Source organism: Pseudogracilibacillus sp. SO30301A (assembly GCF_037072025.1).
Lineage (GTDB): Bacteria > Bacillota > Bacilli > Bacillales > Amphibacillaceae > Pseudogracilibacillus.
In genome coordinates, this window is the sequence record NZ_JAXHDD010000001.1 from 289,039 (window position 1) to 302,173 (window position 13,135).

General features: G+C 35.1%; 13 protein-coding genes and 1 pseudogene. 6 read left to right on the forward strand and 8 right to left on the reverse strand.

Annotated elements, in window-relative coordinates; genetic code table 11:
• The first annotated feature begins 359 nt into the window (after positions 1-359).
• Positions 360-1,328 carry a COX15/CtaA family protein gene (locus SPD89_RS01415; protein WP_336260159.1) on the forward strand — a complete coding sequence of 323 codons (969 nt, stop codon included), beginning with the start codon at positions 360-362 and terminating at the stop codon, positions 1,326-1,328.
• Between the two features lie 10 nt (positions 1,329-1,338).
• Here the strand turns inward: SPD89_RS01415 and SPD89_RS01420 are convergent, their stop codons facing one another.
• From SPD89_RS01420 to SPD89_RS01440, 5 genes and pseudogenes are all read right to left on the reverse strand, one after another.
• Positions 1,339-2,034: an RluA family pseudouridine synthase gene (locus tag SPD89_RS01420; RefSeq protein ID WP_336260160.1), complete on the reverse strand. Its 696-nt coding sequence runs from the start codon at positions 2,032-2,034 to the stop codon at positions 1,339-1,341.
• A 142-nt stretch (positions 2,035-2,176) separates the two neighbouring features.
• Positions 2,177-2,384, reverse strand: a pseudogene (locus tag SPD89_RS01425) (zinc ribbon domain-containing protein); the annotation flags it as partial.
• Between the two features lie 829 nt (positions 2,385-3,213).
• On the reverse strand, positions 3,214-6,657 hold the full coding sequence (pyc, locus tag SPD89_RS01430) for a pyruvate carboxylase (RefSeq protein WP_336260161.1): 3,444 nt from the start codon (positions 6,655-6,657) through the stop codon (positions 3,214-3,216).
• The gene (gene ftsW, locus SPD89_RS01435) at positions 6,645-7,823 is read right to left on the reverse strand and encodes a putative lipid II flippase FtsW (RefSeq protein WP_336260162.1); all 1,179 of its coding nucleotides are present in this window, start codon (positions 7,821-7,823) and stop codon (positions 6,645-6,647) included. The genes pyc and ftsW overlap by 13 nt, the downstream gene beginning before the upstream one ends.
• A gap of 422 nt (positions 7,824-8,245) precedes the next feature.
• The gene (locus SPD89_RS01440; RefSeq protein WP_336260163.1) at positions 8,246-8,539 is read right to left on the reverse strand and encodes a YlaN family protein; all 294 of its coding nucleotides are present in this window, start codon (positions 8,537-8,539) and stop codon (positions 8,246-8,248) included.
• Between the two features lie 254 nt (positions 8,540-8,793).
• Between SPD89_RS01440 and SPD89_RS01445 the strand changes: the two genes are divergently transcribed.
• From SPD89_RS01445 to SPD89_RS01455, 3 genes are all read left to right on the forward strand, one after another.
• The gene (locus SPD89_RS01445; protein WP_336260164.1) at positions 8,794-9,282 is read left to right on the forward strand and encodes a hypothetical protein; all 489 of its coding nucleotides are present in this window, start codon (positions 8,794-8,796) and stop codon (positions 9,280-9,282) included.
• A 220-nt stretch (positions 9,283-9,502) separates the two neighbouring features.
• A complete protein-coding gene (locus SPD89_RS01450; RefSeq protein ID WP_336260165.1) occupies positions 9,503-10,381 on the forward strand; it encodes a hypothetical protein in 879 nt (292 codons plus the stop codon).
• A 49-nt stretch (positions 10,382-10,430) separates the two neighbouring features.
• The gene (locus SPD89_RS01455; RefSeq protein ID WP_336260166.1) at positions 10,431-11,012 is read left to right on the forward strand and encodes a YhcN/YlaJ family sporulation lipoprotein; all 582 of its coding nucleotides are present in this window, start codon (positions 10,431-10,433) and stop codon (positions 11,010-11,012) included.
• A gap of 31 nt (positions 11,013-11,043) precedes the next feature.
• Here the strand turns inward: SPD89_RS01455 and SPD89_RS01460 are convergent, their stop codons facing one another.
• Positions 11,044-11,313, reverse strand: a complete 270-nt coding sequence (locus SPD89_RS01460; RefSeq protein WP_336260167.1) for a hypothetical protein — start codon at positions 11,311-11,313, stop codon at positions 11,044-11,046.
• Positions 11,314-11,426: 113 nt separating this feature from the next.
• Here SPD89_RS01460 and SPD89_RS01465 point away from each other — a divergent pair, with 113 nt between their 5' ends.
• Positions 11,427-11,630: a YlaI family protein gene (locus tag SPD89_RS01465; RefSeq protein WP_336260168.1), complete on the forward strand. Its 204-nt coding sequence runs from the start codon at positions 11,427-11,429 to the stop codon at positions 11,628-11,630.
• Between the two features lie 35 nt (positions 11,631-11,665).
• Here SPD89_RS01465 and SPD89_RS01470 read toward each other — a convergent pair whose 3' ends face one another.
• Entirely contained in the window at positions 11,666-11,959 is a 294-nt protein-coding gene (locus tag SPD89_RS01470; RefSeq protein ID WP_336260169.1) for a YlaH-like family protein, read from the reverse strand.
• Between the two features lie 184 nt (positions 11,960-12,143).
• Here SPD89_RS01470 and SPD89_RS01475 point away from each other — a divergent pair, with 184 nt between their 5' ends.
• Entirely contained in the window at positions 12,144-12,317 is a 174-nt protein-coding gene (locus SPD89_RS01475) for a DUF5325 family protein (RefSeq protein ID WP_336260170.1), read from the forward strand.
• Between the two features lies 1 nt (position 12,318).
• Here the strand turns inward: SPD89_RS01475 and SPD89_RS01480 are convergent, their stop codons facing one another.
• Positions 12,319-13,125 (reverse strand): inositol monophosphatase family protein, encoded by an 807-nt coding sequence (locus SPD89_RS01480; RefSeq protein WP_336260171.1) that lies wholly within the window; start codon positions 13,123-13,125, stop codon positions 12,319-12,321.
• Between the last annotated feature and the right edge of the window lie 10 nt (positions 13,126-13,135).

The following is a 13,135-nucleotide window of genomic DNA, read 5'->3' on the forward strand; positions in this document are numbered from 1 at the left end:
TATCTCATTGTACACTTTCATCATTATAGATATAAAGAAAATTATATCAAGAAAAAAATCACGTACAAATCGATACTACATAATAACTTCTATCATTAGTTTTAGCAAATTTCATTTCATATTGCAAGGAATTCTAATGATCTGGTGCTAAAAACCACATTTTTAAATGAAAGTTTTACAAATTTGTGACAAGTATGTGTCATTCTAAAAAACACTGTTTAAATTAATTGATTTATTTATTGCACTACAGCTATGATTGATAACGTAGAGTTATTTATATTATTTATTATTTGGTATTGACTATAAAATAATTCGTTACATAACTATACCATTATACACAACAAAGTGAGGCTTATTTTATGATTAGATTAATTAAATGGCTATCGGTAGTATCTACGATCGGTATGATATTTATTTTATTAGGTGGTGCCTTAGTTACAAAAACAGAATCAGGAATGGGATGTGGTAGTAGTTGGCCACTATGTAATGGACAACTTTTTCCTTCTGAACTTACTCCTGAATTAATCATTGAATATAGCCACCGGTTAGTTTCTACAATTATAGGAGTGACAGTTCTTTTACTGGCAGTTTTATCTTGGTTAGTAATTGGACATATAAGGGAAGTTAAGTTTTTAGCATTTTTATCTCTATTCTTTCTTGTTTTGCAAGGACTTATTGGAGCGGCAGCAGTTATGTGGGGGCAATCTGATTTTGTTCTCGCTATTCATTTTGGCATATCGTTAATATCGTTTGCATCTGTTTTCTTATTAATGCTGTTAGTATTTGAAATTGATAAAAAGCTTGATGCGAATACACTCTTTATCAAAAAAAATCACCGAATTGAAATTTATTTATTGTCCATTTTTACTATCATTGTTGTCTATACAGGTGCCTTAGTAAGACATGTGAATGCAAATCTTGTTTGTGGTAGTTGGCCATTCTGTAATAACAGTCATCCGTTTGCCTTCTGGGATTACAACTTTCACCAATGGGTTCAAATGGGGCATCGTCTTTTAGCAGGTATTTTGTTCATCTGGACGATTCGTTTCTTCATTAAAGTATATAAAAATTATCGGACTAACCGCATTATGTATTGGGGATGGAGCATCACGCTTGCTCTTATTACTTTACAAGTCATATTAGGAGCACTTATCATATTTACTCAGTTAAATTTATGGGTAGCATTACTACACGCTTTATTTATTACTTGTTACTTTGGAAACTTGAGTTATTTCCTTCTACTCTCTTATCGAAGTGTACAGCAAGAAAGTAATATTCCAGTAAAAAATAAAGTTTCTTATAGTATAGAAGCTAAAAATGAGATTTAGTGAATCACTCCTAAATCTCATTTTTTATTATATGCTTATTCCAAATATTCCAAGGAAATTTCTTAGGCGGATTTGACTGTACCGTTATTCTCTCCTTTTTTACAGGATGTATAAAAGATAATTCATATGCCCATAATGCAATCTGCTGACCTACGTTATTGATTCGCTTACCATATAGTTGATCCCCAAACAACGGATTTCCTATCGCACTTAATTGAACTCTTATTTGATGAGATCTTCCGGTCACTAATCTAACTTCAATTAAGGACAGTTTATCTTTTTGTCCTAATACTCGATAATGTAAAAGTGCTTTTTTTGCATTTTCAGCGTTGGGATGTACTACTAATACTTCATTTTTCCTCCTATCTTTTTGTAAGTAATGTTCTAAAGTACCATTCCTGCTAGCTACTTTTCCACGAACAATCGCTAAATATTTCCTTTCCAGTTCTCGCTTTCTTAAAATGTCGGCCATTCTAGAAGCTGCTTTAGATGTTTTAGCTAATATAATTGCACCACCAACAGGTCTGTCTAACCGATGCACGAGACTTAAATAGACATTGCCAGGCTTATTATATCTCATTTTTAAATCTTGTTTTAAAATCGTTAATAAATCTTGATCCTTTGATCGATCTTCTTGTACAGGTACATTTATCGGCTTTTCCACGATTAATAAATGATTATCTTCATATAAAATAGGTATTTCCATAAATAAAACTCCTTTTGAACCTCTCGCAACTAAAGTCACGAGTTTCTTGGGAAAAGAGCATACTTGATTGATAGTGGCTTCACACTTCAAACAGCGGTTTCTCTTATTTACCTAGCTATCCCGTAGTCCCTACAGTTCTTTTTTAAGTGTAAGCTGATGCATGTAATCTTAGACCTTCGGTTAGAATGTTTTTACTTGCATTCATGTCACGGTCATGATGAGTACGACAAACAGGACACGTCCACTCCCTGATCTCGAGTGATTTTTTTTCTATCTTTATGCCCGCATTCAGAACAAATCTAACTCGAAGGAAATCCCCTATCTACCTCGATGATTTTACGACTATACCAAAGGTCAATGCCAATCACAGAATTCATTTTTGGCAGTTCATAGATTACCTCTTCGTATAAAATCGATACAAAGAATTTACCGCTCGCATTTTTTCAGCCATGCTTCAATCGAATCTCGATTCACCCTACGATTGAAATCACGGGTATTCTCGGCTACTTGGTAATACATTTCATGGATAAAGAGAATTATGGTCGGACATAACAAACAGTACAATTTAAAGACGAATGATTACAAGATCGACTGTACAAATAATGTTATTCTAACAATAGGATGCAAGATACGTAGGAAGGAAATTGTTGAGTAGTGAAAATTTGTAAATTAGTAACAGCTTCGTTGATTTCCGCCTCCGGGCAGTTCGCGCATCCTTAGGCACGGCTTCAGCCCTCCTCGGAAGAAAACCGCTTCCTGCGGGGTCTTTAGACACGTGCTTTTCCCGCAGGAGTCGACTGCCCTCCGGCTCCAATCAACCATTATAATAGTAGTATCAAACGGTGCAGAGTTGTTACTATGCACATCACAGCGAAGGAAATACACGGAGACTCCTACGGGAGGAAAGGCCTCGGTGAGACTACGCAGGAGCGAAGCGACGAGTAGGCTCATCAGCCGCCCGTGGAAAGCGGAGTGTATTTCCGTAGCGGTATTTACATCGCAACTTTGTTTGATATTTACAAAGAAAATACTCAAGTTACTGCACAGTTTATGGATAAAGTTTACAAATGCAGTTAAAAGATAAATCCGAACTAATACAAATTTCACTTGGAAAATTTTGTATTAAAGCTCGGATTTCACAATGTTTAAAAATTTTGTTAAAGTCTCATTTTAACTATTTTATTCAAACTCAATTAGTAAATCATTTACTGAAATTGCTGCACCATCATTTACGTTAATTCGTTTTATTACTCCTTTAAACGGAGCCTGAATAGTCGTTTCCATTTTCATCGCTTCTGTAATTAGTAAATAATCACCTTTTTCTACTTTATCTCCTTCAGTGCAGAGAATTTTTACAACAGTACCTGGCATTGTTGCACCAATTTCTTTCGGATTCTCCTTATTCGCTTTTGGTAATTCAACTACTTGCGAGGTAATACTTTTATCCTTAATTATAATTTCACGAGATTGACCATTTAACTCAAAATACATCACACGAGTACCATCAGAACGGGGTTCCGAGATCGAAACAAGTTTGATGAATAAAGTTTTCCCTTGTTCTATTTCTACTTCGATTTGTTCACCAAGACGCATGCCGTAAAAATATGTTGGCGTATCTAATACAGACACATCTGCATATGTGGTCGTAAAGTTATGGTAGCTCATAAATACGTCTGGATAAAGTGCATAAGCAACCACATCGAAACTTGTTACCTCTCTGCCAAGTTTATTATATAGTTCTTTTCGTAGTTTATCAAAATCTACTGGCTCCAGTAGCTGCCCTGGTCTGACTTCAATTTTTTCTCTTCCTTTTAAAATAATTTGTTGTAATTTGTCAGGGAAGCCACCATACGGTTGTCCAATATCCCCTTGGAAAAATTCGATAACGGATGCAGGGAAGTCCATAAATTCTCCACGCTCATATATATCTTCCACCGTTAAATTGTTTTGCACCATAAATAGCGCCATATCTCCAACAATTTTAGATGATGGAGTTACCTTTACGATATCACCGAATATATCGTTTACCGTTCGGAACATTTTCTTTACTTCATCCCAGCGCTCCTCTAAGCCAACAGCTTTTGCTTGTTGCTGTAAATTACTGTACTGACCGCCAGGCATTTCGTGAAAATACACTTCTGTATGAGGATATTTCATTCCACTTTCAAAATCTTGATAGTATTCACGAATTCCCTCCCAATACGTTGAGAGCTCTTCATAATGATCAATATTTACTTCTGGCTGGAGTTTTGTTCCTTCAAGCGCATGATATAAAGACTGAGCGCTAGGCTGTGAAGTAGAACCAGACATAGATCCGGCTGCTACATCAACTACATCGACTCCTGCTTCAATAGCACGTGAATACATATAAATACCATTTCCACTTGTATCATGTGTGTGTAAATGAATCGGAATATCTAAAGAATTTTTCAGTTCAGTTACTAATTGATATGCTGCTTCTGGTTTTAGTAAACCGGCCATATCCTTTATTCCTAAGATATGCGCTCCAGAAGCTTCCAAATCTTTTGCTAGGTTAGTATAATAAGTTAAATCATACTTACCGCGACCTTTATCGAGTATATTTCCTGTATAACAAATAGATGCTTCTGCAATTTTTCCACTATTTCTAACCGCTTCGATTGCCGGTTTAATTCCTTCTAGCCAGTTTAGACTATCGAAAATTCGGAAAACATCGATTCCCGCCTTTGCGCTTTCCTCCACAAATGAAAATATTACATTATCCGGATAGTTTTTATATCCAACTGCATTACTTGCTCGTAATAACATTTGGAATAAAATACTTGGCATTTTTTCTCTTAAATTTAATAGTCTTGTCCATGGATCTTCTCTTAAGAAACGATAGGCAACATCAAATGTCGCTCCACCCCACATTTCAACAGAGAATAATTCAGGTAATAGTCGGGCAGTTGGCTCGGCGATATTCTCCAAATCTTTTGTTCTTACTCTAGTCGCTAAAATTGATTGATGTGCATCTCTAAAAGTTGTATCCGTTAGCAATACTTTTTCTTGATCTTTTAACCAGTTTGCAATATATTCTGGACCATGTTCATCTAATAATTGTTTTGTTCCTGTTGGTATTTCTTCTAGATGGTTAACATGTGGAATATGTACGGAAGAAAAAATCGGCTTTTGTTTTTTGGGAACACCATCAACACCATTGATCGTCATTTCACCGATGTACGTTAATAATTTCGTTCCGCGGTCTTTTCGCTTTGGAAACACGAAAAGTTCTGGCGTGTCATCAATAAAGTTAGTATCATTTTTTCCTGTAACAAATTTTTCATGCAAAATAACATTTTTTAAAAATGGTATATTCGTTTTAATACCTCGAATACGAAATTCTTTTAAGTTTCTCACCATTTTTTGAGCAGCCTGTTCAAATGTTAATGCCCAAGTAGAAACTTTTACTAACAAGGAATCATAGTAAGGAGAAATTTCGGCTCCTTGATATCCATTACCTGCATCTAATCTAACTCCAAACCCACCACCTGATCGATAGACCATTATTCGACCTGTATCAGGCATAAAGTCATTTAATGGATCTTCTGTTGTTACACGGGATTGAATCGCATATCCGATTGTCTGAATATCCTGCTGTTTTGGTATTCCCACCACTTGATCATGAAGTGTACGTCCTTCTGCGATCTTTATTTGCGATTGGACAATATCAACACCAGTTATCATCTCTGTTATCGTATGTTCCACTTGGACACGTGGATTTACTTCGATAAAGTAAAATTCATCACCAGTAACTAAAAACTCAACCGTTCCAGCATTGATATAGCCAACATTTCTAGCTAATTGTACGGCAGCATCACAAATCCGGTCTCTTAATTCTGCGGACAATGATATACTTGGGGCAACCTCGACAACTTTTTGATGTCTTCTTTGTACGGAACAGTCTCTTTCGTATAAATGAACAATATTACCTTGTTCATCTCCTAGAACTTGTACTTCAATATGTTTTGGTTTTTCAATAAATTTTTCAACGTAAATTTCATCATTCCCAAACGCAGATTTTGCTTCAGAACGTGCACGGTCATAAGCTTCTGTTAACTCGCCTTTATGATGAACAATTCGCATTCCACGTCCTCCCCCACCAAGAGAGGCTTTAATTATAATAGGATAACCGGCTTCTTCTGCAAACTTTTCTACTTCAGAAATCGATGATACCGGACCTTCTGAACCCGGGATGATCGGAAGTCCAGCATTTATAGCTTGTGTTTTCGCTTTCACTTTATCCCCGAACATATCTAAATGTTCGCTTGTAGGACCAATAAAAATAATTCCTTCTTCTTCACATCGTCTTGCAAAATGAATATTCTCCGCTAAAAACCCATAACCCGGATGGATAGCGTCCACCCCAACATTTTTCGCTAGTTCAATAATCCCTTCAATATCTAAATAAGCTTCAATCGGACTTTTATCTTCACCGATTAAATATGATTCATCTGCTTTATAGCGATGTAGTGCACTTGAATCTTCTTTGGAATAAATAGCAACTGTACGTATATTAAGCTCAGTACAAGCTCTAAAAATTCGAATTGCAATTTCTCCCCTATTTGCTGCTAAAACTTTGTTAATTTTTCTTAAATTGGCCATGTACTTCCTCTCCTATGTTTATACGTATTTATTTCCTCTGTTTCAATTACTTTTGGTTCCTGTTCTTTTAAATGAACAGATCTTGCTATATTATTTAAGATCCCCATTGAGATCATTAAAACGAGTAACGAAGAGCCACCATAACTAATAAACGGTAACGTAACACCTGTAATAGGTAATATTCCACTGATTGCACCTAGATTGACGATCGCTTGAATACCAACCATAGATGAAATACCAATTGCCATTAAAGAACCAAAGCTATCGGTACATTTTTTAGCAATAAATAGCCCTCTTAGTGTAAGTACGGTGAATAATCCAATGACAATGACAATTCCAAAAACACCTAATTCTTCTGCGATTACTGCCATAATAAAGTCTGTATGTGCTCCCCATAGATATCCTAGTTTTTGAATACTTTGTCCTAACCCTTCACCGCTAAGACCTCCATTGCCTATAGCTAGATAAGACTGAATTAGGTGATACCCTTCAGTTTCGGGATTTAAAAAAGGTTGATACGCTCCAGTTATCCGAGATATTCTTGTTTCAGTAATCATTTTCGGTAAAGCTATAATAATACCGACTATGCTAATCGCTAGTAATAACGCAATATGCTTCAATCGTATACCTGCACTAATGATAACAATACTAGCAATTAGTAATATTATAGAAGCAGTTCCAATATCCGGTTGTATCACAATTAAACCAATCATTAAAAAAGTAAGTAACAACGGTGGAAAAACACCTTGCATAAAATCTTTTATATACATTTGTTTTTTCGAATAAACAGATGCTAAATAAACAATTAATGCCAATTTAACAAATTCAGATGGTTGAATATTAAACCCTAATATTTCAATAGATCTTGTCGCATTATTAATTGTTTCCCCAAATAAAAGTACACAAATTAATAAGATCCCACTAAAAATAATTATTAACTTTGTAAGCTTCTGATAATATTTGTAAGGAAAAAAACAACAAATAACAAATCCGATTAATGCAATGATGAACCATTGAATTTGCTTATAAAAATAATATGTACTTTCTAATCCTTCAACAACTGCCGAGACCATACTTGCACTGTAAATCATCATAATACCGAAACCGGCTAGAAGTAGTGGAACTATGATTAACGTAAAGTCATAGCCTTTTAGTTTCTCTTTCACTCATAACACCTCATGCATTTAAGACTGCTTGTACATCTTGTACATATTAAATTATATGGTAAGTTCTTAATAATTGCTAGAGCATTATATATTTTAAGTAATAACGTTACATGAAAATTAGATTAATTCAAAGGGTTTTTGGTTTTTTTCACAATTTGTTCACATTTTAATGGGAAATAGATTATTTATAGTGCGTGTTCAAAAGGAGGATGAAAAGGACCGAGCAGTTCGAGGTGGCGTAGCTCTCGGCAACGGAACGTATGTTAGTTAAATGCGTGAGTAGCGGAAAAGCAAGCCAACAAAGAAATGCGATGTGTCATTTTCACCGAACTTTTTGAACATCCTCTTATAGAGTAAAAAAAGGGGATTTTACATAAAAAAACTTTGCCAATTAAAAAGAGCAAAGTTTTAATAAGTAATTATTATTTATTAAACTCGATTGTATTTTTCGCAGATTCGTGGAGTATATTTAATTTCCGTTCCAAGTTATCAAGCAGTTGACGACCCTCATCTTCCGTAATTAAGGCTAAACGTACGGCAAAGTCTATTTCTCGTGACAGACCAAACATTTGTGTATCGAGAACTTCTTCATATAACGGACATTGTGGGGTCATTAAGTTATCTATTTGAACTTCGATAAGTCTTAGAATTTTATCGGCATCAGCTTTTAAAAGCGCATACGCCTTTTCACGCTGATCCATCGTTATTTGAGGCATTTATGTCTTCCCTCCGTATCACATTTTGACATGTAAATCTATAAATGTGGACATTACTCTCTAAAATAATAGTATCGTTATATGCGGCAAAATGCAAATAGTAAAACAAGTTTTTTATCCTTAATATATTATGGTTTAGTCTGAAAGATTATTTCAAGTATTTTTTGAATATCATTTTTTAATAGCTCCTTATTAGTGAAAAACCATGTTTATTTTGTTATTCTAAAGAAAGACATTACAAAAGAGGTGTAATTATGATAGTACAAATTAAGGGAAATGTTCAGTTTCCAATTACATTAGACCCAACTGTTTGGATTTTTGATGATCGAAAAATTATTTTAGAAGAAGCTTTCCAGGAACGAACTGAAACAGAGGAAGAAGATAAACTAAAAAAAGCTTCTGAATTATTTAATCAAGAAATATATTCGCAAACAAAAATCAAACCACCAGTAAATAAAAGTATTAATCGATACGAGAAAGAAAAAGCTTTAACAAATTCGTACGTAATGCCGATTAAAGATTTTATAAAAACAACCGAAATCAATGATGGAGCTGAGCGAGTAATTTTAAACACGAATGAAGATGATGTCATAATAGACGTTGAACAGCTTAAATCAGCATATTTCGTTTTCGCAATCGAAGGGAAACCTTTAAAAGAAGATGGACCTGTACACTTAATCTTTGCTGATGGCTCTAACAAAGATAACCCTATTAAAGGGATCCATCAAATTATTGTCGAATAACTTTATTTTATAAAGACTGAGACAAAAGTGTTTTAGTTAATTTGAAATCCGAACTAGATTAAAATTAAGTTCGGATTTTTTTTGGCTGTTTTTGTAAGCTTAATTGCCAATTTCCATAATTAGACCCACGATGTACTAAAAACCAACCGTTGGAATCGTACACTCTTCTTTCTACCCCGTTTTTTTGTCTTTACAATGGAACACTACGATTTCGCCAAAGATGTGCCGATCCCGACAAAGATGTGCCGATTTCAACCAAGGATGTGCCGATCCCGACAAAGATGTGCCGATTTCAACCAAGGATGTGCCGATTTCGCCAAAGATGTGCCGATTTCAACCAAGGATGTGCCGTTTCCACAAAAGATGTGCCGATTTCGCCAAAGATGTGCCGTTTCCACAAAAGATGTGCCGATCCCGACAAAGATGTGCCATTTCAACCAAAGATGTGCCGATTTCAACCAAGGATGTGCCGATTTCGCCAAAGATGTGCCGATTTCAACCAAGGATGTGCCGATTTCGCCAAAGATGTGCCGATTTCAACCAAGGATGTGCCGTTTCAACAAAAGATGTGCCGATTTCAACCAAGGATGTGCCGTTTCCGCCAAAGATGTGCCGTTTCAACCAAGGATGTGCCGATTTCGCCAAAGATGTGCCGATTTCAACCAAGGATGTGCCGTTTCCGCCAAAGATGTGCCGATTTCGCCAAAGATGTGCCGTTTCCGCCAAAGATGTGCCGATTTCAACCAAGGATGTGCCGTTTCAACAAAAGATGTGCCGATTCCGACAAAGATGTGCCGTTTTAACCAAAGATGTGCCGATTTCGCCAAAGATGTGCCGTTTCCACAAAAGATGTGCCGTTTCCACAAAAGATGTGCCGTTTCCACAAAAGATGTGCCGTTTCCGCCAAAGATGTGCCGATTTCAACCAAAGATGTGCCGATTTCAACCAAGGATGTGCCGTTTTAACCAAAGATGTTGCAGGAACGTTTGCTCATGTAGCTAAATGCATAATTCCGCTGCTCGAAACTACGCCGCTTCGAACCCTTTCTATCCTCATTAAATTAAGTAAAGAATTTTTTTGTATAAAAGGGGTTTTTTGACTAACAATATTATTAAAGATGTGCACTTTTAGGCAAAGGAGACTAAAAAATGAATCGTTATTTGTTTCCCATATTAATACTTACAGGGATTATCTTAGCAAGTTGTAATCAAAATAACGCTGTCCCTCCTAGAGAGCAAACAAATAATAAGATACAAGTGGAACAATCTAGTTACGAGGAAAATCTAAATCTTGACAATCAAGAGATCGCTTCCCGCTTAGCAACCATTGCAACGGAAGTACCTGATGTAAGAGATGCTGCAGCAATAATTGCAGGACCATATGCCGTTGTCGGAATCGATATTGATGAATCTGTAGAAAGGCAACGAGTAGGTTCAATTAAGTACTCTGTAAATGAAGCTTTGCAAAAGGATCCTTACGGGAAAACAGCAGTAGTTGTAGCAGATGCCGATATGACCGAGCGAATTCGTGAAATGGGTGATAAAATCCAACAAGGCTATCCAGTAAGAGGCGTTGTAGATGAAGTAGCCGAAATTGTTAGTCGCTATATGCCAAGTTTCCCTGTACCCGAAAATCGCCCTCAAGATGAAGATGAAAATAAACAAAAAGTCCCTGAAGATGAACGACAAAAAATTGAAGACATTCAAAGAGATCAATCTACTCCAGAATAAAAATAAGGTGCTAATAGTAAAGCACCTTATTTTAATCTGATATTTTTTTCGATAATTCTTCCATTTCATCCTCTGCTAGTTCATTAAAATACTGAACCCCGTATTGGGACCCTTCTGAAACCATTTTTGCATTCTCCAACTGTGTCCGATCTCTACTGTCTAATTGATCTGGCATCCCCGCTTGAATATAAGAATTCATAGTCGTTGTTTTAGCTAAATCTTCATTTTTATTTTTTATTAAATACCTTACACCAACTGTTGCTGCTGCACCAATTAGTGGAAGGATATACCTTTTTTTCATAATTAATCAGTCCTCTCAGTAAAAAATGGTTTTATGTAGTTATAGAATACCCTATCCCATTTTTTATAAACATTATGTTATAGTGGATTTATATAATAATTTAGAGGGTGAATATGGTGCATGTGCAATGCGCAATATGCGATAAAATTGAAAGTATTGAAGACAATTCATTGCTCGCAAAACGCTTAATCAATCGGAAAGCTCATTCCTATTTATGCAACACTTGCAATGAAAGAATTGCTCACAAAACAAAAAAACGCCATGGAACAGGGAAATTTAATCTGTACAATTCAAAAAAGAAAAATGGAAAAAAATAATTCAAAAAACATCTTACAAAATATGTAAGATGTTTTTATTGTCTCGCTTTGCGCTCTTTATGTAATCTATACCGATAAATTCCAAGTACAACCGATATTATAATAAGCGTTTCAGTCATCGGAAATTTTACTAAACTAAAAAATGTAATAATAATAACTCCAATTGCAAGTAAAGTATAAACAATTGCTGATTTTAATAAAGGTAATTCTCGTGCAAAGCCTAATTTATAAGCAATTACACTTAGAATAAGATTTAAAATATAGAAAAACCAAATAATATTATTCGTACCAAAATTATCGACGTAAAAATTAAAAATAACTGAGCCCATGTTTTCCCCCGCTAAAATTATCATTGTCAACTACTTACTATACTAAATCTTTAGCTTACATACCATCAATTATGTTTAGTTTTTAGATAAAATATTATATACTTGTCATTGAGTTTAGTTTGAGCGGACTTTTTCTAAATTCAAACTATAGTTGGATTTGTTACTAATCAAGAGGTGTTAAAAATTGAAAAAAATTAATTTTCCAATGCTATTACTTGCCATGCTAGTGGTACTAATGTTTTGTTTAGTTGGAGTTGCAATGGCCTATCAGAATTATCTTTTAATCATTCTATTTGTACTGCTTGGATTTGGTTTCATGGGATTCGGCATATACAAAAAAAGAAAAAGTGACTATTAGGTCACTTTTTTGCTTTCATTAAATAACTGATGAGAGTTTTTTGAATACTTGGGTTACAAGTTACAATAGAGGTTCTATCTAACATCCCTACCTCATCCCCCATAATATTCGTAGTCACACCACCAACCTCTTGTACAATTAATTTACCTGCAGCATAATCCCATGGTTCTAACCCCATTGTTATGTAAGCTTCTGCAGCTCCTTCAGCAACATAAGCAAATTCCAAAGCTGCTGATCCATATGTTCTTGTCCCACGGACATCTTTAATTAATTGCTGCATCACTTTTTCATCAACTAACTGATTTTCAGTTAACCAATAATGATTTAGACAGATAATGGAATCATGGATTGATTTGTTATTATCTAAATGGGGTAGTCGCTCATCATTCTTGTATGCCCCATTGTTTCGCATCGCACTAAACAAATTATTTCGCATCACATCATAAATAAAACCGATTTCTCCAACACCTTGTTCATAAATTCCGATAGAAATTGCAAAGTTCTGCTTTTGATGTATAAAATTCATCGTACCATCAATTGGATCGATTATCCAAACTGTACCAGAAGTATCCGCTAACTTATCACCATATCCTTCTTCACTTAATAATAAATGTTCCGGATAGTGTCGTTTTATTTTACTAGCAAAAAAAAATTCCACTTTACGATCCATTTCCGTAACTAAATCTTTGGGATTGGATTTTGTATTAATAATAAGTGGATCATTAATTTTGTGTCGAATAAAAGAACCAGCTTCAAGCATCCAAGATCTAACTCGATTAAACAAAATTTCTCGTGTAATAACATCCATGCATTAGGCC

What these genes read in the sequence shown, in the direction of transcription:
- SPD89_RS01440 (WP_336260163.1), bottom strand. Translation starts at nt 8,539, where the DNA reads ATGCCTCAAATAACGATGGATCAGCGTGAAAAGGCGTATGCGCTTTTA.
- SPD89_RS01460 (WP_336260167.1), bottom strand. Translation starts at nt 11,313, where the DNA reads ATGAAAAAAAGGTATATCCTTCCACTAATTGGTGCAGCAGCAACAGTT.
- SPD89_RS01420 (WP_336260160.1), bottom strand. Translation starts at nt 2,034, where the DNA reads ATGGAAATACCTATTTTATATGAAGATAATCATTTATTAATCGTGGAA.
- SPD89_RS01450 (WP_336260165.1), top strand. Translation starts at nt 9,503, where the DNA reads ATGTGCCGATCCCGACAAAGATGTGCCGATTTCAACCAAGGATGTGCC.
- pyc (WP_336260161.1), bottom strand. Translation starts at nt 6,657, where the DNA reads ATGGCCAATTTAAGAAAAATTAACAAAGTTTTAGCAGCAAATAGGGGA.
- SPD89_RS01465 (WP_336260168.1), top strand. Translation starts at nt 11,427, where the DNA reads ATGGTGCATGTGCAATGCGCAATATGCGATAAAATTGAAAGTATTGAA.
- SPD89_RS01455 (WP_336260166.1), top strand. Translation starts at nt 10,431, where the DNA reads ATGAATCGTTATTTGTTTCCCATATTAATACTTACAGGGATTATCTTA.
- SPD89_RS01445 (WP_336260164.1), top strand. Translation starts at nt 8,794, where the DNA reads ATGATAGTACAAATTAAGGGAAATGTTCAGTTTCCAATTACATTAGAC.
- SPD89_RS01415 (WP_336260159.1), top strand. Translation starts at nt 360, where the DNA reads ATGATTAGATTAATTAAATGGCTATCGGTAGTATCTACGATCGGTATG.
- SPD89_RS01470 (WP_336260169.1), bottom strand. Translation starts at nt 11,959, where the DNA reads ATGGGCTCAGTTATTTTTAATTTTTACGTCGATAATTTTGGTACGAAT.
- SPD89_RS01480 (WP_336260171.1), bottom strand. Translation starts at nt 13,125, where the DNA reads ATGGATGTTATTACACGAGAAATTTTGTTTAATCGAGTTAGATCTTGG.